General features: G+C 65.5%; 14 protein-coding genes. 6 read left to right on the forward strand and 8 right to left on the reverse strand.

Features of this window, described 5'->3' with window-relative positions; all coding sequences use genetic code 11:
- Positions 1-8 precede the first annotated feature (8 nt).
- The 5 genes from iolD to JMY28_RS36590 all read right to left on the reverse strand — a co-directional run bounded on the left by iolD (position 9) and on the right by JMY28_RS36590 (position 7,335).
- Positions 9-2,000 carry a 3D-(3,5/4)-trihydroxycyclohexane-1,2-dione acylhydrolase (decyclizing) gene (gene iolD, locus JMY28_RS36570; RefSeq protein ID WP_201700754.1) on the reverse strand — a complete coding sequence of 664 codons (1,992 nt, stop codon included), beginning with the start codon at positions 1,998-2,000 and terminating at the stop codon, positions 9-11.
- Positions 1,997-4,012, reverse strand: coding sequence for a bifunctional 5-dehydro-2-deoxygluconokinase/5-dehydro-2-deoxyphosphogluconate aldolase (locus JMY28_RS36575; RefSeq protein ID WP_201700755.1), 2,016 nt, complete (start codon positions 4,010-4,012; stop codon positions 1,997-1,999). The genes iolD and JMY28_RS36575 overlap by 4 nt, the downstream gene beginning before the upstream one ends.
- A 37-nt stretch (positions 4,013-4,049) precedes the next feature.
- Positions 4,050-4,859 carry an ATP-binding cassette domain-containing protein gene (locus tag JMY28_RS36580; protein WP_201700756.1) on the reverse strand — a complete coding sequence of 270 codons (810 nt, stop codon included), beginning with the start codon at positions 4,857-4,859 and terminating at the stop codon, positions 4,050-4,052.
- Between the two features lie 13 nt (positions 4,860-4,872).
- On the reverse strand, positions 4,873-6,036 hold the full coding sequence (locus JMY28_RS36585; protein ID WP_201700757.1) for an ABC transporter permease: 1,164 nt from the start codon (positions 6,034-6,036) through the stop codon (positions 4,873-4,875).
- Between the two features lie 237 nt (positions 6,037-6,273).
- Positions 6,274-7,335, reverse strand: a complete 1,062-nt coding sequence (locus JMY28_RS36590) for a sugar ABC transporter substrate-binding protein (RefSeq protein WP_201700758.1) — start codon at positions 7,333-7,335, stop codon at positions 6,274-6,276.
- Positions 7,336-7,610: 275 nt separating this feature from the next.
- On the opposite strand from JMY28_RS36590, the gene JMY28_RS36595 reads away from it, so the two are divergent.
- The 4 genes from JMY28_RS36595 to JMY28_RS36610 all read left to right on the forward strand — a co-directional run bounded on the left by JMY28_RS36595 (position 7,611) and on the right by JMY28_RS36610 (position 10,967).
- Entirely contained in the window at positions 7,611-8,501 is an 891-nt protein-coding gene (locus JMY28_RS36595; RefSeq protein ID WP_201700759.1) for a MurR/RpiR family transcriptional regulator, read from the forward strand.
- Positions 8,494-9,516 (forward strand): inositol 2-dehydrogenase, encoded by a 1,023-nt coding sequence (iolG, locus tag JMY28_RS36600; protein WP_201700760.1) that lies wholly within the window; start codon positions 8,494-8,496, stop codon positions 9,514-9,516. Before JMY28_RS36595 ends, iolG begins: the two co-directional genes overlap by 8 nt.
- Positions 9,517-9,563: 47 nt before the next feature.
- Positions 9,564-10,619, forward strand: a complete 1,056-nt coding sequence (locus JMY28_RS36605; protein WP_201700761.1) for a Gfo/Idh/MocA family oxidoreductase — start codon at positions 9,564-9,566, stop codon at positions 10,617-10,619.
- Positions 10,620-10,739: 120 nt separating this feature from the next.
- Positions 10,740-10,967 (forward strand): sulfurtransferase TusA family protein, encoded by a 228-nt coding sequence (locus tag JMY28_RS36610; RefSeq protein ID WP_028208042.1) that lies wholly within the window; start codon positions 10,740-10,742, stop codon positions 10,965-10,967.
- A gap of 114 nt (positions 10,968-11,081) precedes the next feature.
- On the opposite strand, the gene galU is transcribed toward JMY28_RS36610, so the two are convergent.
- Both galU and JMY28_RS36620 read right to left on the reverse strand, forming a co-directional pair.
- On the reverse strand, positions 11,082-11,963 hold the full coding sequence (gene galU / locus JMY28_RS36615) for a UTP--glucose-1-phosphate uridylyltransferase GalU (protein ID WP_201700762.1): 882 nt from the start codon (positions 11,961-11,963) through the stop codon (positions 11,082-11,084).
- A gap of 79 nt (positions 11,964-12,042) precedes the next feature.
- The gene (locus tag JMY28_RS36620) at positions 12,043-14,910 is read right to left on the reverse strand and encodes a valine--tRNA ligase (protein WP_201700763.1); all 2,868 of its coding nucleotides are present in this window, start codon (positions 14,908-14,910) and stop codon (positions 12,043-12,045) included.
- Between the two features lie 249 nt (positions 14,911-15,159).
- Here JMY28_RS36620 and JMY28_RS36625 point away from each other — a divergent pair, with 249 nt between their 5' ends.
- Both JMY28_RS36625 and JMY28_RS36630 read left to right on the forward strand, forming a co-directional pair.
- A complete protein-coding gene (locus tag JMY28_RS36625) occupies positions 15,160-17,574 on the forward strand; it encodes a UvrD-helicase domain-containing protein (protein WP_201700764.1) in 2,415 nt (804 codons plus the stop codon).
- 40 nt (positions 17,575-17,614) lie between these two features.
- Positions 17,615-18,433 (forward strand): 5'-methylthioadenosine/adenosylhomocysteine nucleosidase, encoded by an 819-nt coding sequence (locus JMY28_RS36630; RefSeq protein WP_201700765.1) that lies wholly within the window; start codon positions 17,615-17,617, stop codon positions 18,431-18,433.
- Between the two features lie 35 nt (positions 18,434-18,468).
- Here JMY28_RS36630 and JMY28_RS36635 read toward each other — a convergent pair whose 3' ends face one another.
- Positions 18,469-20,361, reverse strand: coding sequence for a propionate--CoA ligase (locus JMY28_RS36635; protein ID WP_201700766.1), 1,893 nt, complete (start codon positions 20,359-20,361; stop codon positions 18,469-18,471).
- Positions 20,362-20,401: the final 40 nt, after the last annotated feature.

The raw sequence follows: 20,401 nt of genomic DNA on the forward strand, positions 1-20,401 counted from the left end.
CAGACGCGTTATGCGTCGCCGGATTCGTCGTCGCCGGCGCTCGTGTCTTCAGCCGCTTGCGCGCGACCGCCGCGCTCGGCGACATGTTCTTCATAGCGCTCGCGCGCCTCGCGCACAGCAGCGCGCGTGGACACCTCGGGCACCGCGACTTCCCACCACCAGCCACCTTCCTCGGTCGTGCGCGTGGGGTCGGTGTCGATGCTGACCACGTAAGTGCGCGACGAAGCGCGCGCGCGTTGCAGCGCCGCTTCGAGTTCCGCGACGTTCGCCACATGTTCGGCCTGCGCACCGAGCGAGCGCGCATGCGAGGCAAAGTCGATGCGCGGCGCGCCGAGCGGCCCTTGCGCGCAGTCGTCGAACAGGTTGTTGAACGGCGCGCCGCCGCAGGCCTGCTGCAACCGGTTGATACAGCCATAGCCGCGGTTGTCGAGCACGACGATGATGAGCTTCGCGCCTAGCATGACCGAGGTGGCGATTTCGCTGTTCATCATCAAATAACTGCCGTCGCCCACCATGACGATGACCTCGCGATCGGGCCGCGCGAGCTTCGCACCGAGGCCGCCCGCGATCTCGTAGCCCATGCACGAGTAGCCGTATTCGACGTGATAGGCGCCAGGCTGGCCCGCGCGCCACAGTTTGTGCAACTCGGCGGGCAGCGTGCCGGCCGCGCAGACGACGATATCTTCGGTGTACGAACGGCTCGACGAGCGCTGCACGGCGCCGATGACATCGGCGTCGTAGGGCAGGCGGTTGCGTTCCTGTGGCGCATGCGTCAATTGCTCGACGCTCGCACGCCACTCGTTGGCAAGGCGCTGCGCGTGAGCGGTCCAGTTCGCGTCGGCGCGCCAGTTCAGCAACTCGTCGTTGAGCATGGCGAGCGCCTGGCGCGCGTCCGCCTGCACGGCGAGGCCGTCGTGCTTGAGCGCGTCGAAGGCATTGGCGTTCACGCCGATCACATGCGCATTGGCGAAGAGCGAGTTCGAGCCGGTCGTGAAGTCCTGCAAACGCGTGCCCACGGCGAGCACGCAGTCGGCGTCGCGCGCCAGTTCGTTGGCGGCGGGCGAGCCCGTCACGCCGAGCGCGCCGGCGTTGAGCGGTTCGTCCCACGCGAGCGAGCCTTTGCCCGCCTGCGTTTCCGCCACGGGAATGCCACGCGAGGCAGCGAGCGTCTGCAAGGCCTGCGAGGCGCGCGAATAGAGCACGCCGCCGCCCGCCACGATCAGCGGGCGTTTCGCGCGATGCAGTTGCGTGAGCGCCGCGTCGATCTCGGTCTGAATGGGCGCGGGCGCGTGGAAGGTCACGAGGCGCGGCGTGAAGAAGCTCGCCGGATAGTCCCACGCCATGGCCTGCACGTCCTGCGGCAGTGCGAGCGTAACCGGGCCGCAGAGCGCGGCGTCGGTGAGCACGCGCAGCGCGCGCGGCAACGCCGTGAGCAACTGCGCGGGATGCACGATGCGGTCGAAGTAGCGCGATACCGGCTTGAGCGCGTCATTGGCGGAAATGCCGCCGTCGTGCAGGTCCTCGATTTGTTGCAGCACCGGATCGGGTTCGCGCGAAACGAATATGTCGCCGGGCAACAGCAACACTGGCAGGCGATTCACGTGCGCGAGCGCAGCCGCGGTGACGAGATTCGTCGCGCCCGGGCCGATCGAGGTCGTGACCGCCATCATGCGGCGCCGGAAGTGCGCTTTGGCATAAGCAATCGCACTGTGCGCCATGGCCTGTTCGTTGTGCGCGCGCAGCGTAGGCAACTCGTGCCGATGCTGATAGAGCGCCTCGCCGATGCCTGCCACATTGCCGTGACCGAAGATCGCGAACACGCCACCGAACAGCGGCTCAGTGCGGCCCGAGCCGTCCTCGCTCGCCACGCGCTGGGCGGCGAGATAGCGCACGAGCGCCTGAGCGGCAGTGAGCCGTACGGTGCTCGCGTGTGCGCCGGGCGATGCGTTCTGCGCGCTTTCCTGCGAGGCGTAATCGCCTGGAGCGATGCGTCGATTCATGCCGCCTTCTCCTCATGGTTGGCGTGCGTGCCGACCGCTTCGGCGCGCGCGGCGCGCCACGCGCCGATCAGCGTTTCGAAGGCGTGGCGTGCGCGGGCAATCACTTCGTCGTCGCCGATCTCGCCGGCTAGCCAGGCGAGGCTCGGCTCGTAGAAGATCGAGCGGCCCACCGTGAAGCCCCGGCAGGTGTTCGAGGCGGCCGCCGCGCGGAAGCCTTCCACGAGCTGGTCGATCGGCGCGGAGAGCCCGAGCAGCACGACACCGCGGCAATACGGGTCGCGCTCGGCGATCAGCGCGTCGATATCGCGCCATTGCGCGGCACCCGTCGGCTCGAGCTTCCACCACTCCGGATAGAGGCCGATGTTGTAGAGACGCTTGAGCGCGCGATAGACCGTATCGGGCGCATTCGGTTTGCCGCCCAGCTTCGGCGGAATCACTTCGAGCAGCAGTTCGTGGCCGCTCGCCTGAGTGGCGTCGTAAAGCGCGCGCAACTGCGCTTCCTGTTCGAGACGTTGTTCGATCGGCTCGTCGGGATGGAACTGCACGAGGCACTTCACCGTGTGGTCGATGGGCCATGAAGCGAGCGTCGTGCCGATGGAGCGGCCGTGGTCGAACACGAGCGGAACGGACCCCGGCAGCTCGACCGGGCGGCCGATCCACCAGCCGCGGCCGGTCGCGGCGTTGAGCGCATCCTGACCGTAGCGATCATCGATCAGGACACCGATGCGTCCCTGCAGGCCGAGCGTGCGTTCGGTCTGCGCCACAGCCTCGACGAAGAGATTCTTCAGATACGAAATGCGTGCTTCGCTTACGCCGGTCTGCTGCGCAAGATCGAAGAACTGGTTGCGATGATCGAATGCGAAGCCGAGCACTTCGTCGTGCCGCTTGCGCGCGGGGGTTACGCGATGCAGGCGCGCGAGTGTCGCGTCGCGGTCCGGGCGGCGCATGCGCACGGGGTCGACGGCGGCTTCACGCAGGAAGTAATCGAGTTCCACCGGTGTAGGCATCGCGGGTGCGCAACCGTGTCGCGAGACGACGAGGGCACCGCATGCATTGGCCGCGCGCGCGCAGTCTTCGAGCGATGCGTCGCGCAGCCAGCCCGAGAGGAAGCCGGAGGCGAACGCGTCGCCCGCGCCGAGCACGTTGAGCACTTCGACTTCCACGCCGCGCTGCATCGGCAAATCATCCATCGAGGCGGGCACGGCGCCTTCCACGATCTGGCAGCCAAGCGGTCCGCGCTTGACGAGCAGCGTCGCGCCCGTCACTTCGCGCACACGCTTGAGCGCATCGACGAGCGTCTCCTTGCCGCCCGCGATGCGAAACTCCTCTTCGGTGCCGATCACGAGATCGAAATGCGGCAAGATGCGCTGCAAATGCTCGCTCACGCCTTCGCTCGCGACGAAGCGCGTCTCGCCATCGGCCTTGCCCGTGAGGCCCCACAGCACAGGCCGGTAGTCGATGTCGAGCACGGTGCGCACGTTGTTGCGGCGCGCGTAGTCGAGTGCGGTAAGACTCGTGCGGTTCACCTGTTCGGTCGAGAAGTGAGTGCCGGTGATCAGCAGTGCTTTCGATGAAGCGATGAAAGCTTCGTCGAAGTCGCCCGAATCGACGGCCATGTCGGCGCAGTTCTCGCGATAGAAGATGAGCGGGAACGTGTCGCGGTCTTTCAGGCCCAACAGCACGAGCGCCGTGAGGCGTTCGTGGTCCACGCGCACGTGGCTCGTGTCGCAACCTTCCTTCGTGAGCGTTTCGACGAGAAAGCGCCCCATGTGGTCGTCGCCCACGCGCGAGAGCATGGCCGACTTCAGGCCAAGACGCGCGCAGCCGAAGGCGATGTTCGCGGAGGAGCCGCCCAGATACTTCGCGAACGTGGAGACGTCTTCGAGCCGCGCGCCCACCTGTTGCGCGTAGAGGTCGACACCCAGGCGGCCAAGGCAGACGATGTCGCGGCTGCGCCCGGCGGCAAAGCGGCCTGGAGTTGAACGGGTCGAGGTTGAATGAGTCAGGGCCATGTGTATTCCTGTTGAGGGCTGTGCCGTGCGGGCGCGATCAGATGGTCGCGCCGTCGAGCTCGGCGATCATCGTCTGCATCTCCGCGCCGCCCGCCATCATGTCGAGCACTTCGTTCTTGCTGATCGTGTCCTTCGTGTAGGTGCCGAGCGAGCGGCCGCGATTGAGCAGCGTGAACGAGTCGCCGATAGGGTAGGCGTGGTGCACGTTGTGGGTGATGAAGATCACCGAAATACCCTTGGCGCGCGCCGCGTGAATCAACTTGAGCACGTTGAAGCTCTGCTTCACGCCGAGTGCGGCGGTCGGCTCGTCGAGAATCAGCACGCGCGCACCGAAGTGAATGGCACGCGCGATGGCGAGACACTGTTTCTCGCCGCCCGACATCGTGCCGATGGCCTGATGCGGGTCGCGCACGTTGATGCCCATGCCGGCGAGACGGTCCTTGGCGATCGTTGCGCTCGCATCGAGATCCATCACGTTGATGAAGCCGAACAGCTTCTTCTGCGGCTCGCGGCCCATGAAGAAGTTGCGTGCGACCGAGAGCAGCGGCACGAGCGCGAGATCCTGATAGACGGTCGCGATGCCGAGGTCGAGCGCGTCTTTTGGCGAATCGAAGTGCACGGGCTTGCCGTCCACGAAATACTGGCCGGAAGTGGGCTGGTGCACGCCGGCGAGCGTCTTGATGAGCGTGGACTTGCCGGCGCCGTTGTCGCCGAGCAGGCAGTGCACCTCGCCGCGCTTCAGGCGCAGCGTGACGCCGTTGAGCGCAATGACCTTGCCGAAGTACTTGCTGACGTCCTCGAGCGCGAGAATCGTGTCGTCGTTCGCGGTGTTGGTGGTATCGGACATTTGAGCCTCCGGCTTACGATTGCGCGACGCGGCGGCGCACATAGTGATTGAAGAGCACGGCAATGAGCAGCATCACGCCGAGGAACACACGGAACCAGTCCGAGTCGATGTTCGTGTAAGTGATGCCGATCTGCACGACGCCGAAGATGAGCGCGCCGAATGCCGCACCGATCACCGAGCCATAACCTCCCGTGAGCAACGTGCCGCCGATCACCGCGGCGATGATCGCTTCGAACTCCTTTTGCAGCCCACGGTCGGCGGCGGCCGAACCGATGTCGCACACTTGCAGCACGGCGAAGAGGCACGAGCAGAACGCGGTGAGCATGAAGAGCGAGATCTTCACGCGCTTCACGGGTACGCCAACGTTCTTCGCGGCGTTGGCGTCGCCGCCCACGGCGAGAACCCAGTTGCCATAGCGCGTCTTGGCGAGCACGAACGCGCCGATGGCCACGAGCGCGAACCACCAGAGAATGACCTTGGGGACGCCCGGCACGAGCGGCTGGCCGTTGTCGAGCATCTTGCCGATGCCGATATGCGCGAGTGCCACGAACAGGCCCTTGAACGCCGTGCCGTGAAAGAGCAGGTTGGTGATGAAGTCGGCTTTGGCCACGTCGCCCACGCCCGAGACGATCGTGCGGTCGGCGAACATGATCGAGAGCGCGAGGGTCAGGCCGCGCAGGATGAACAGAAACGCGAGCGTGACGATGAACGAAGGCAGCCGCGTGCGCATCACGAGGTAGCCGTTCAGTGCGCCGAGCGCGGTACAGCCCACGAACGCGAACAGAATGGAAAGCGCGATGGGCCAGTGGAAGTACATCGTGGGGATCGCCACCATCATGCCGGCGAAGCCGATCATCGAGCCGATGGAGAGGTCGAACTCGCCGGCGATCATGAGCAGGCACGCGCCGACGCTCAGGATACCCAGGTAAGCGGCGACCTGGGACCAGTTCATCACGCCGTCGAGATCGAACATGCCCGAGCCGCCCGCGCCGATCGCGAAGACTGCGAACACCAGCACGGTGCCGGAAATCGCGGCGAATTCGGGGCGGCCGAGCAGATGGCCGAACCACGATTCGCGGCGCACGCGTTCGTCGCTGGCGCCTGGTTGCGGCGTGGGCGCATCTTGCGCGGCGCTCTCCGGAGCGTGCGAGGGGAAGTGTTTGCCGGCTACACCCATGATGTCTCCTGTATCGACCCGAGTTGGCGCTTTAGCGTCTTACTCTGGTCCTATGCACGGCGATTGGCCGTGTGAGGCGCGTTCGCACCTGCATTGGCTCAAATGCCCGAGCGCATTCCCCACAAGCAACTGCCTTGCAGTAGAAGCAACACGGTGAATGGCGCGCGGCGAAGCTGGCGAGAGGCGATGGGCATCGGAAGATGCTAGCCGCCGCCGCGCGTGGCTGACGAAGAAAGCTTAGCGGTACTGACCTGCGTACTTCACGACCTTGTCGAGATTCTCCTTGGTGATGAAACCCGGACCCGAGCGGATATTCTTCGGGCCGTAGGAGGGCTGCAGGCCATAGGTTTCAAGGCGCTGCTTGAACTTCGGATTCGCTTCGAGAATCTGGCGGATCTTCTGCGGGTCCGTGGTGTGCTCCTTCTTCACGATCGCGAGCACGGCCACAGGGATATAGCCCTGCAGGTACGGTTGCTGGTCGATCGCGAACTGGATGGTGCCCGCGCGGATCGCCTTGGCAATGTCATCCGAGAAGTCGAACGTGCAGAAGTAGATCTTGCCCGCGAGGCCCATCTGTTCGATCGCCTTGAGCGTGGCGGCGGCCGGCACCGGGCCGAGCGTGAGGACCGCGCCCGTGTTCGGATGGTTGCGCAGGTACGCGCTCACCTTCGACTGGATTTCGGTCGGGTCCTGGCCGGAGTCGATCGTCGAGGTCTTGTAGTCCACGCCGAGCGCATCGGCAAAGCCGCGGCAGCGTTCGAACGACACAGCGTTGGTCGCGAAGTGGTTCACGCACAGGAACGTCTTCACGCCCGCGGCCTTCGCCTTTTCGCCGGCCGCGTGACCCGCCACATATTCAGGCTGACCCACGTGCATGATCGCGCCGAGTTTGGCGCTCTGTTCCTCGGTGCCGGAGTTGATCGTCACGAGCGGGATCTTCTTTTCCGTGACCTTGCCGATAGAACTCTTGAGGACGTCGTAGTCGGCAATGGTGACGATCACGCCGTCATAGTTGCGCGCGGCGGCCTGTTCGATCAGGCGCGACATGTCGGCGATATCGCCGTTGGGCGGATTGCGGTAGTCGGTTTCGACGTTCCAGTCTTCGTCGGCCTGCTTGATGGCGTTCTTGATCGTGTTCCACCACGAGTCGGAATCGGGCGCGTGGCTGATCAGCACGAAATGCGCGTCGGCGGCTTGCGCCGTTTGAGCGCTGAGCACGCTCGCACCGGTCAGTCCCGCTGCCAGCGCGAGCACTGCGGCCAACCTTCGGAGCATGGTCTTGCCCTTGCGTTGAGTCATTGTCTCCACCTTTCTCGGTCTGTCGTTCGTTCTTGGGGTGAGCGTCGCAGCCGCGCTTTTCACATGCCGCTTGTTACCTGGACCAACTGCCGCGCTCATGGACAAGAGTAGGACATCGCCTCACGAGTTGCAACGAAAATTTCATCGAAAATAAAAATGGAAAATTTGTTCCATTCATGTGACACGCTGCCTATAATCGGCTCCGTCGACATGCCGTGGAATGCAAGCCGGATAAGGCTTTGCGGCGGTGCGGCAAATAGCCAAGGAAAACAATCATGGCGGATGACACAACCGACGCCGTAGCGGGCGTAGACGAATTGATGCAGCGCATCGCGCACGATTACGAGGCGCTGCCGCGTCAGCTGAAAAGCATCGCGACCTACATCGAACAGCACCGCGCGAGCGTGATGATGGACCGCACGAGCGACATTGCCGCGAGCTGCGGCGTGCATCCCTCGGCGGTGGTGCGCTTTGCGCAGCGCTTCGGCTTCTCGGGTTTCTCCGACCTGCAGGCGGTGTTCCGTCAGGCGTATGCGGGGCAAGGCGCGTCGGCCACGAGCTATCAGCAGCGCATTCGCCAGCTGATCGACGCCAAGGAGGGTGAGGCGAGCCCGGACACGGGCGGCGCCGTGGCGCGCGAATTCATCGGCGCGTGCCGCAGCGGGCTCGACGAACTCGAAGCAGGGCTCGACGGCGCGCAGTTCGACGAGGCCGTGAAGATGCTCGAGCAGGCGGACAACATCTACGTGATCGGTGTGCGCCGCTCGTTTCCGGTGGCGAGCTACATCGTTTATGCCTTGCAGCACACGCGCAAGCGCGTGCACCTCGTCTCGGGGCTTGGCGGCATGTATCACGAGCAGATCCGCGGCGTGAAGAAGGGCGATGTGGTGATCGCCATCAGCTTCGCACCGTATGGCAAAGAGACGCAGTACTGCCTGCGCGTGGCGCAACAGCATCACGCCAAAACGCTCGTCATCACCGACAGCCAACTTTCGCCGCTCGTGCGCCACGCGAACGCGCAACTCTATGTGAAGGAGGGGAGCGCGTTCGCGTTCCGCTCGCTCACCAGCACCTTCTGCCTGTGCCAGGCGCTCTTCATTGCGCTTGCGTACCGGCTCGAACTCAACGTTGAAGAATCGACCGACACCGGAGGATACGATGACTAGTGCAGCAAGCGGAGCCGCGAAAACGTTGGATGTGGCGGTATTCGGCGCGGGGCGCATTGGCCGCATTCACGCGGGCAATCTCGCGCGCCAGCCGGGCGTGCGTCTGAAGTACGTGATCGACGTGAATCGCGAAGCCGCCGCCGCGCTCGCCGCGCAGCACGGCGCGCAGGTCGTCGACGTGGACGCCGCGTTCGGCGACGCCTCGATCGGCGCCACGGTGATCTGTTCGAGCACCGATACGCACTCCGAACTGATTCTGAAGTCGGCAGCGGCAGGCAAGCCTATCTTCTGCGAAAAGCCCGTCGATCTGACCATCGAGCGCGCACGCGCCTGCGCTGAAGCGGTTAAGCGCGCGGGCGTCGTGGCCATGATCGGCTTCCAGCGCCGCTACGATCCCACCTTCGCCGCGCTCAAGACTCGCCTCGACGCAGGCGAGATCGGCACGCCGGAAATGCTGATCGTCACGAGCCGTGATCCGGGCGCGCCGCCGGTGGAATACATCAAGCACTCGGGTGGCATCTTCAAGGACATGCTGATCCACGACTTCGACATCTTCCGCTGGATTCTCGACGACGAGGCGCTGAGCGTGCACGCCACGGGCAGTTGCCTGTCCGATCCGGCCATTGCCGATGCGGGCGACATCGATTCGACGGCGGTGACGATCCGCACGAAGCGCGGGCGCCTTTGCCAGATCAACACGGCGCGGCGCGCGGCCTACGGCTACGACCAGCGCTTCGAGGTGCTCGGCAGTGAGGGCATGCTGCAAGCCGGCAACATGAAGCCGACCGAAGTGGTGGCGTGGTCGAAGACCGCCGTGGCACAGGACGTGCCCGAGGCGTTTTTTCTCGAACGCTATCGCGCTGCTTACGCGCGCGAAATGGCGCACTTTCACGAAGCGGTGACGCAGGGCGTGCCGGTGCGCACGTCGGTTGCCGACGGGCTGAAGGCGCTGGAACTGGCCGAAGCCGCTTCGCTGTCGTGGCGCGAGGGACGTGTGGTGACGCTGGGCGACTGAGACGGATCAAGCGTGGATTAGGCGTGGATCAAGCGAGGAGGCGAGGAATGCAGGCAATCGATCGTGCACAGCCGTTGCGCGTGGGCGTGGCGGGACTTGGAAGGTTGGGGCGGCGGCATGCGCAGAACCTGGCGTATCGCGTGCCGGGCGCGACGCTCGCGGCCGCGTGCAGTCCGCTCGACGCGGATCTCGCATGGGCGCGCGAGGCGCTGCCCAACGCGCGGCTGTATGGCGAATACGCAGACCTGTTGGCGGATCAATCGGTCGATGCCGTGTGGCTCGTCTCGCCTTCGGCACTGCACGCCGAGCAGATCGTGCAGGCGCTCGAAGCGGGCAAGCATGTGTTCTGCGAGAAGCCACTTTCGCTCGATGTCGCCGAGTGCGAGCGGGTGGTGAACGTGTCACGTTGTCATGCGGACCGGCAGGTGACGATCGGCTTCATGCGCCGCTTCGACCCGAGTTATCAGGATGCCTACGCAAAAGTACAGGCGGGTGCGATCGGCAGGCCGTTTCTCGTGCGCTCGCAGACCTGCGATCTCAACGATCCCGAAGGCTTTTTCGTGCGCTTCGCGCCCACCTCGGGCGGTATTTTCCTCGACTGCACGGTCCACGACATCGACGTCGCGCGCTGGCTGCTCGGCAAGCCGCGCGCCACGCGTGTCTACGCTGCTGGCGCGATCGCGCTGCACGAAGGCCTGCGCGAAACGGGCGACGTGGACAACGGCGTGGCGATCTGCGAGTTCGAGGACGGACGTCTCGCGATGTTCTACGCTTCGCGCACGATGGCGCACGGCAACGACACGTCGAGCGAGGTGATCGGCACGGCGGGCGCGCTTGCGATCGGGCGCATCCCGCGCGCGAATCGCGTCGATGTCTACGACGCGACGGGAGTACGCAGCGAATGCACGCCGACGTTCTTCGACCGCTTCGAAGAGGCGTTCCTGATCGAGGCACAGGCGTTCGTCGCGGAGGTCGCGGCGCGCAAGGCCGGTGCAGCGGAGACGGGTAGCCTTGGCGCGACGCTGGAAGACGCGCTGGAGGCCACGCGCATCGGCCAGGCGCTGCGCGAATCGCTACATGCGGGGGCGGCGGTCACGCTGTGAGCCGTGTGCCGCGATTAGAGGCCAAGCGGAGGCTGGCGTGGCTGCGGTAAAATCGACGCTATTGCCAGCGCCGTCTCACGCCGCGACGGTGCGCCACCGAAGGATCCAACCCCGATGCAGATTCAGGTTCACAAGGAAGTGGATGCACGCGGGCTGAACTGCCCGCTGCCGATCCTGCGCGCCAAGAAGGCGCTCGCCGACATGGAAAGCGGCCAGATCCTCAAGGTCCTCGCGACCGACCCAGGCTCCCAGCGCGATTTCGCCGCGTTCGCGAAGCAAACCGGCAACGAGATCGTGGAAAGCTCGCAGCAGGACAAGACGTTTGTGTTCCTGATGCGCCGACGCTAAACGCCGAAGCCGATAAAAAATGGCCCGCATTGAGAACGCGGGCCATTTTTGTTTGTGTAACGCGAATCGAGGCTAACCGGGGGCGCCTAACCCGTGGCGCCTAGCCGGGGGCGCCTAGCCTTCGAGCACAGGATTGCGCGTGCGCAGATACTCGTCGAAATCCGCGCCCACTTCCGGGTGACGCAGCGCGAACTCCACCGTCGCCTTCAGATAGCCGAGCTTGCTGCCGCAGTCGAAGCGCGTGCCGTGGTACTTGTACGCGAGCACCTGTTCGTCGGCGAGCAGCGACTGGATTGCGTCGGTAAGCTGCAGTTCGCCGCCGGCGCCCGGCTTGATCGACTTCAGATGCTCGAAAATGCGCGGCTTGAGCACGTAGCGGCCGACCACGCCGAGGTTCGACGGCGCGACTTCGGGCGCCGGCTTCTCGACGATGCCCGAGAGCTTGACGATCGAGTCTTCCCACTCCTTGCCGTCGACAATGCCGTACGAGCGCGTTTCCGAGGGCGGGATCTCTTCCACGCCGAGGACCGAGCTATGGTAGTGGTCGAACACCTCGACCATCTGCTGCATGACGGGCGGCGTGCCGTAGAGCAAGTCGTCCGCGAGAATCACGGCGAACGGGTTGTCGCCCACGAGCTTCTCGGCGCACAGCACGGCGTGGCCAAGGCCGAGCGCCTCCGGCTGACGCACGTAAAAGCAGTCGACGTTGTTCGGCTTGATGTTGCGCACCAGTTCGAGCAGCTTGGCCTTGCCGCGCGCTTCGAGTTCGGCCTCGATCTCATACGACTTGTCGAAATGGTCCTCGATCGCGCGCTTGCTGCGCCCGGTCACGAAGATCATTTCGGTGATGCCCGCAGCCACGGCTTCTTCGACCGCGTACTGGATGAGCGGCTTGTCGACCACGGGCAGCATTTCCTTCGGGCTTGCTTTCGTGGCCGGAAGGAAGCGCGTGCCTAGGCCCGCTACCGGGAATACCGCTTTTGTCACTTTCAGCATGTCTTTAGTCCCTGTCCTGGTGCTCGCGTGACGCCGCGGGTGCGGCGTCACACGTTACAGCCTTTGGCCGATATGGCGCTCAGGCCGGCAACCGCGTGAGTTGCGCGGTCAGTTTGTCCAGCGTTGCCTGGTATTCTGCCAGTCTTTTCTGCTCCTGCTCAACGACTGCGGGCGGTGCTTTTGCTACAAAACTGTCGTTTCCTAGCTTGGCCTTGCACTTTGTCACCTCATTGCTAAGGCGGGCAATTTCCTTCGACAGGCGTTCGCGTTCGGCGGCTACGTCGATCTCCACCTTCAGCACGAGCTTGTCCGTGCCTACGATAGCAACTGGCGCGCCTGCCGAGGCTGCGTCAAGCGCGGCTTCGTCGGCGATGATCTGGACCTCCGAAAGCTTTGCAAGCGCCTGCGCATACGGCGCGAACGTCGCGAGGCGTTCGGCGTTGCCCGTGGCGAGCAGCGGCACCTTGGTGGCGGGCGAGAGGCCCATCTCGCCACGCAGGTTGCGGCATGCGTCGATGACGGCCTTCAGGTCGGCGGCCCATTGTTCCGCGGCTTCGTCGATCTTCTTCGCTTCCGCCACCGGGTAACGCTGCACCATGATCGACGCCGCGCCAACGGCCGCGCCTTGCGGGTACGCGTCGGTGAGCGGCGCCACCTTCTGCCACAGCGCTTCGGTGATGAACGGAATCACCGGATGCGCGAGGCGCAGCACCGTTTCCAGCACGCGCAGCAGCGTGCGGCGCGTGGCGCGCTGCTGTTCGGGCGTACCCGTCTGGATCTGCACCTTCGCCAGTTCCAGATACCAGTCACAGTATTCGTCCCAAACGAACTTGTATATGGCGTTGGCCACGTTGTCGAAGCGATAGTCCGCGAAGCCCTTCGCGACTTCGGCTTCCACGCGTTGCAGGAGCGAGACGATCCAGCGGTCGGCCTGCGAGAAGTCCGTGTAGCCGCCGGGGCCGCAATCGCCCGGCTGGCAATCGCCCGGCTTGCCGAAACCGCAGTCGTGGCCTTCGCAGTTCATCAGCACAAAACGCGTGGCGTTCCAGAGCTTGTTGCAGAAGTTGCGATAGCCCTCGCAGCGCGCGAGGTCGAAGTTCACGTTGCGGCCGAGCGTGGCCATCGAGGCCATCGTGAAGCGCAGCGCGTCGGTGCCGAACGCGGGAATGCCGTCCGGGAACTCCTTGCGCGTCTTCTTTTCGATGGTCGCGGCCTGCTTGGGATTCATGAGGCCGGTCGTGCGCTTGGCCACCAGCGCTTCGAGGTCGATGCCATCGACGATATCGATCGGGTCGAGCGTGTTGCCCTTGCTCTTCGACATCTTCTGGCCTTCGGCGTCGCGCACGAGGCCGTGCACGTACACCGTGTCGAACGGCACCTTGCCGGTGAAGTGCGTGGTCATCATGACCATGCGCGCCACCCAGAAGAAGATGATGTCGAAGCCCGTGACGAGCACGGAGGAGGGCAGGAAGGCCTTGAGCTCCGGCGTCTCTTGCGGCCAGCCGAGCGACGAGAACGGCACGAGCGCCGACGAGAACCACGTGTCGAGCACGTCTTCGTCGCGCCTCAATGCGCCCTTGTAGCCCTTGGCGTCGGCCTGCGCGCGCGCTTCTTCCTCATTCTTCGCGACGAAAATTTCGCCGTTCTCGCCGTACCACGCCGGGATCTGGTGGCCCCACCAGAGCTGGCGCGAGATGCACCAGTCCTGGATGTTCTCGAGCCACTGGTAGTAGGTGGTCGTCCAGTTTTCCGGCACGAACTTGATCTGTCCGTTGCGCACCACGTCGAGCGAGGTTTCGGTGATCGACTTGCCGGGGTTGAAGGTGCCCTCGGGAGCGGGCTTCGTCATCGCGACGAACCACTGGTCCGTGAGCATCGGCTCGATCACCACGCCCGTGCGGTCGCCGCGCGGCACCATGAGCTTGTGCGGCTGGACCGAGTCGAGCAGACCCAGCGCCTCGAAGTCGGCCACCACCTGCTTGCGCGCCTCGAAGCGGTCGAGGCCGCGGTATTTGGCGGGTGCGTTGTCGTTGATCTTCGCGTCGAGCGTGAGGATCTCGATCATCGGCAGGCCGTGGCGCTGGCCCACCTGGTAGTCGTTGAAGTCGTGCGCGGGCGTGACCTTCACGACGCCCGTGCCGAACTCGCGGTCCACGTACTCGTCGGCGATCACCGGGATTTCGCGGTCGGTGAGCGGCAGCTTGACCATCTTGCCGATCAGGTGCGCGTAGCGTTCGTCTTCCGGGTGCACCATGACGGCCGTGTCGCCGAGCATGGTTTCCGGACGCGTCGTGGCGACCGTCAGCGCGGCCGAGCCGTCCGCGAGCGGGTAGCGCAGGTGCCACAGGTTGCCGTTTTCCTCTTCGCTCGCCACTTCGAGGTCCGAGACGGCGGTGAGCAGCACCGGGTCCCAGTTCACGAGGCGCTTGCCGCGATAGATCAGGCCCTGTTCATAGAGGCGCACGAACACGTCGCGCACGGCGGCCGACATCTTGTCGTCCATCGTGAAGTATTCACGCGACCAGTCGATCGAGGCGCCGAGACGCCGCACCTGCCCCGTGATGGTCGAGCCCGATTGCTGCTTCCATTCCCACACGCGTTCGACGAACTTCTCGCGGCCCAGATCGTGGCGCGAAACTTTCTGCGCGTCGAGCTGGCGCTCGACCACGATCTGCGTGGCGATGCCCGCGTGGTCCGTGCCCGGCACCCACAGCGTGTTCTCGCCGAGCATGCGGTGGTAGCGCGCGAGGCCGTCCATGATCGTCTGGTTGAACGCGTGCCCCATGTGCAGCGTGCCGGTGACGTTGGGCGGCGGCAACTGGATCGAGAAGTTGTTGCGGCCGGGCTCGAAGGTCGCGGCGGCGTAGCCTCGACGCTCCCATTCGGGGCCCCAGTGGGCCTCGATCGTCTGGGGCTCGAAGCTTTTCGCTAGCGTGCTGTCGCTCATGGGTGGAATCTGCCGAAAAAGGGATGCGGAAACATTCGATTATAAGGGGAAGTCCTGCCGGAGCCGACGCGCCAGCCGACGCAGGCCGACGTGAGGGCCGATCCCCGGGGCGATGTGCGACGCGCCCGGGCCGCCCAAGCCGCCATGTGCGCGCGCACTTATAATGGCGGTCTGCCATTCAACGGCGCGCCCTTGCCGCGCGCCACGTCCCTGTGGTTATGTCCCCAGGGGCACGTTCCTTTTCAGCCCATGCCCGAACTGCTCGCGAACCTGAACCCCGAACAACTCGCCGCCGTCACGTTGCCCAACGAGCCGGCGCTCATTCTGGCCGGGGCCGGCAGCGGCAAGACGCGCGTGCTGATCACACGCATTGCGTGGCTCATCCAGCAGGGCATGGCGTCGCCGTCCACCATTCTGGCCGTGACCTTCACGAACAAGGCCGCGCGCGAAATGCTGGGGCGCCTGCAGGCGCTCCTGCCCATCGACACGCGCGGCATGTGGATCGGCACGTTCCACGGCCTGTGCAACCGCATGCTGCGCGCGCATTTCCGCGACGCCGGCCTGCCGCAGACCTTCCAGATCCTCGACACGGCCGACCAGCTGTCGGCCATCAAGCGTTTGATGAAGGGCCTGAACGTCGACGACGAGAAGTACCCGCCCAAGAACCTGCAGTACTTCATCAACAACGCGAAGGAGCAGGGCCTGCGTCCGAAGGACGTGGACGTGAGCGACGACTTCAACCGCAAGTTCGTCGAGCTCTACGAGGCCTACGACCAGCAGTGCCAGCGCGAAGGCGTGGTCGATTTCGCGGAGCTGCTGCTGCGCTGCTACGAGCTGCTCGCGTACAACCCGCCGCTGCGTGCGCACTATCAGGGGCGCTTTCGCGACATCCTGGTGGACGAGTTCCAGGACACCAACAAGCTCCAGTACGCGTGGCTCAAGCTGCTCGCGGGGCCGGGCAACGCGATTTTCGCAGTGGGCGACGACGACCAGTCGATCTACGCGTTCCGCGGCGCGAACGTCGGCAACATGCGCGACTTCGAGAATGAGTTCCGCGTGAAGCATATGATCAAGCTGGAGCAGAACTACCGCTCGCACGGCCATATTCTCGATGCGGCCAACTACCTGATCGCGCATAACTCGCGGCGTCTGGGCAAGAACCTGCGCACCGATGCGGGCCACGGCGAGCCGGTGCGTGTGTACGAAGCGGCGACCGACTCGCAGGAAGCGGGCTGGATCGTCGAGGAGATTCGCGCGCTGATCAACCAGGGGCTGGCGCGCAACGAGATCGCCATTCTTTACCGCAGCAACGCGCAGTCGCGCACGATCGAGCACACGCTCGTGAACGCGGGCGTGCCGTACAAGGTGTATGGCGGCCTGCGCTTCTTCGAGCGTCAGGAAGTGAAGCATGCGCTCGCGTATCTGCGCCTCATCGACAATCCGAACGACGACACGGCGTTCGCGCGTGTCGTGAACTTCCCTGCGCGCGGTATTGGCGCGCGCTCGATCGAACAGGTGGCGGATGCCGCGCGCCTCTACAACTGCTCGATGGCTGCGGCGATTCCGTATGTCACGGGCAAGGCGGGCACGAGCCTCGGTTCGTTCGCCAATCTGGTCGCGAAGATGCGCGCCGAGACGGCGCAGATGAGCCTGCCGGAAACCGTCGAATACACGGTGCGCATGAGCGGTCTCGCCGAGTTCTATCAGACCGAGCGTGAAGGTCAGGACCGGCTGGAGAACTTGCAGGAACTCGTGAATGCGGCCACGGCGTTCGTGAGCGAGGCGGGCTACGGCCTTGACACGCCCGCGCGCTCGATTCCGCTGCGCCCCGGCGCGAGCGCGGTGCCCGAGATCGTCTCGCAGGACGGCGAGATCGAGGTGCTCGATGCGCCCACGATCACCGACCCCGCGCAGAACCCCGACGTCATGACGCCGCTCGCGGGCTTCCTCTCGCATGCATCGCTCGAAGCGGGCGACAACCAGGCGCAGGCGGGCCAGGACGCCGTGCAACTGATGACGGTGCACGCCGCGAAGGGCCTCGAATTTACGGCGGTCTTCATCACCGGTCTCGAAGAGGGCTTGTTCCCGCACGAGAACAGCGCGATGGAAGCCGACGGCCTCGAAGAAGAGCGCCGCCTGATGTACGTGGCGATCACGCGCGCGAAGGAGCGGCTTTACATCTCGTTCGCGCAGAGCCGCATGCTGCACGGCCAGACGCGCTACAACGTGCGCTCGCGCTTTTTCGACGAACTGCCGCAGGAATCGCTCAAGTGGCTCACGCCCAAGGTCGAGGCGGGTTCGCGCTGGGGCGGCCGCTCCGACAACGCGGGCTGGGGCCGCGACTGGTTCGCGCGGCCGGGCGGCGGCGAGGGCGGCAACGGGGGTGGCAACGGAGCGGGCAACGGAGCTGGCAACTACGGCGGCCGCCGCGAGCGCGACGCCTACATCGCGGACAAGAGCCCGGCGCCCGCATTCGCCAACGAGCAGCGCGCGGCCGAAACGGGCTTCCGTGTGGGCCAGGGTGTGTTCCACACGAAGTTCGGCGAAGGCACGATTACGGCACTCGAAGGCAGCGGCACCGACGCCAAGGCGCAGGTGCGTTTCAAGCGTCACGGCGAGAAGTGGCTCGCGCTGGCGGTGGCCAAGCTTCAGCCGGTGGAGTGAGCGCGTAGTCTTTGACGAACCAGACGGACAACAATCAACGATGAACTCTTCGACCCAGGCGAGCAGTACGGCCGCCCGCCCGCTCGGCGTGCTCGCCGCGCTGCCTCAGGAACTCGGCGATCTGATCGCGGTGATGCAGGCGGAATCGGGCGTCGTCACGCGCACGTTTGGCCGCCGTGACTATCACCTCGGCACGGTGCATGGCGCGCCCTGCGTGGTGACGCTCGCGCGCGTCGGCAAGGTGGCCGCCGCCGCCACGGCGAGCGCGCTGATCCATGTGTTCGATGTGGACGCGATCGTCTTTACGGGCGTTGCTGGCGGCGTGGGCGAGAGCGTGCATGTGGGCGACGTGGTGGTGGGCGAAACGCTGCTCCAGCACGACATGAACGCCGAGCCGCTTTTTCCGCGCCACGAGATTCCGCTGCTCGCGCGCTCGCGCTTCGACGCGGACCACGCGCTCGCTGATGCGCTTGCCGCTGCCTGTGAGCGCTTCATCGCGGAGGAGGGGCTGGAACTGGCCGCGCGCTTCAAGGCCGCGCTGCCGCGTCTCGCAACCGAGTTGCCGCAGGTGCACCGCGGGCTCGTGATCAGCGGCGACCAGTTCGTCGCGAGCGCGGCCGCCGTGGGCGCGCTGCGCGCGCTGTTGCCCGATGCGCTCGCCGTCGAGATGGAGGGCGCGGCGATCGCCCAGGTTTGCCACGAGTACGACGTGCCCTGCGCGGTGGTCCGCACGATCTCCGATACCGCCGATGAGCACGCGAGCACCTCGTTCTCGAGCTTTCTCACCGATATCGCGGGCACGTATTCGACCGGCATCCTCAAGCGCTTTCTCGCGGGCTACCGGCCGCTCGCGCGATAAGACGCAATATCACGCGCCAGGCGGCCGCTCGCGCATCACCTGCCGCTGACCGCCTCGCGAATCGACTGAAGCGCGGAGGCGTCCTCGATGGTCGGCAGGTCGCCCGGGTCGCGACCTTCGGCGAGGGCCGCGATTGCGCGGCGAAGCAGCTTGCCGGAGCGCGTTTTCGGCAGCATCGGCACGAAGTGCACTCTCGCGGGCCTGCCGATTGCGCCCAACTCGCGGTCCACCGTCGCAGCTAGCGCGAGCGCGAGCTTCTCCGCATCGGCGGGATTGGCTGCCGCATTTGCATCGCGCAGCACGACGAAGGCCAGCGCGGCCTGACCCTTCACCGAATCATTCACGCCCACCACGGCCACTTCCGCGACCGCCGCGTGCGACGAGATCGCCTCTTCGATTTCGCGCGTGCCGAGACGATGGCCCGCCACGTTGATCACATCGTCGGTGCGGCCGAGGATCGTCACGTAGCCGTCGCTATCCTGCACACCCCAGTCGAAGGTCGAATACACCTGCTGGCCGGGCACGCTTTCCCAGTACGTTTTCACGAAGCGCGCGTCGTCGCCCCACACGGTTTGCATGCAGCCGGGCGGCAACGGGTAGCCGAGCGTGATGACGCCTTTCTCGCCTTGCCCGCAGGGCTCGCCCGTATGTTCGTTGCGCAGCACGAGGTCGTAGCCGTAGCAGGGCACGCCTGGCGAGCCGAGCTTCTGCGGCAGCGGATCGACGCCGCGCTGGATGGCCAGCATCGGCCAGCCGGTCTCCGTCTGCCAGTAGTTGTCGACGACGGGTTTGCCGAGCGCCTCGGAGATCCATTGCGCCGTGGGCTCGTCGAGCGGTTCGCCCGCGAGAAAGAGCGTGCGCAGGCTCGAAAGATCGGCGGAGTGAAGGAGTGCCGGGTCCTGCTTCTTGAGCACGCGAATGGCCGTGGGCGCGGTGAACATCAGGTTGATGCGGTGCTGCTCGACGAGGCGCCACCAGATGCCGCCGTCGGGGCGCACCGGCGTGCCTTCGTACATCACCGTGGTCATGCCCGCGAGCAGCGGCGCATAGATGATGTAGCTATGACCGACCACCCAACCGATGTCGGACGCCGTGAACATGGTGTCGCCGGCGCGCCCTTCGAAGATGTATTCCATCGAAGCCGCGAGCGCCACGGCGTAGCCGCCCACGTCGCGTTGCACGCCCTTGGGTTTGCCCGTCGTGCCCGAGGTGTAGAGGATGTATGAAGGCTCGTTCGATTCGAGCCATTCGCAGGGAATTTGCACGTCGTAGTGCTGCTCGCGCAGCGGCTCGTAGTCGACGAGATACGGCGCGTTCAGCCGCTCGGGCGCGAGCTGGCGGTCGATCAGCAGCACCTTGGGCGGCGCGAATTCGGCGCGCGCCATCGCTTCGTCCACGAGCGGCGTGTAGTCGATCACCTTGCCGCCGCGCGCGCCGGCGTCGGCGCTCACGAGCAGCGCAGGCTTCGCGTCGTCGATGCGCGCGGCGAGGCTCGGCGCGGCGAACCCGCCGAACACCACCGAGTGGATCGCGCCCAGACGCGCGCAGGCGAGCACGGCGAACACGGCCTCGGGGATCATCGGCAGATAGATCAGCACGCGCTCGCCGCGAGCCACCCCGAGCGAGCGCATCACGGCGGCCATGCGGTTCACTTCGGCGTGAAGGTCGGCGTAGGTATAGCGCCGCTCGATGCCGGTTTCGGTCGAGACGTAGACGAGCGCATTCTGGTGCGCGCGCGACGCGAGGTGGCGGTCCACGGCGTTGAAGCACAAGTTCGTGCGGCCGCCGCAGAACCAGCGGGCGAACGGTGGGTTCGAGCGGTCCAGCACCTGGTCGAACGGCGTCTCCCAATGGATGCGCTCGGCCTCGCGGCGCCAGAAGTCGTCGGGGTTCGCGACCGACTCGCGGTGAAAATCGCGGTAACGCATGACTCCCTTCCTCCCGTGCTGATGGTGCAGGCGGCCGGCG

The sequence above is a fragment of the Paraburkholderia hiiakae genome (assembly GCF_904848665.1).
Lineage (GTDB): Bacteria > Pseudomonadota > Gammaproteobacteria > Burkholderiales > Burkholderiaceae > Paraburkholderia > Paraburkholderia hiiakae.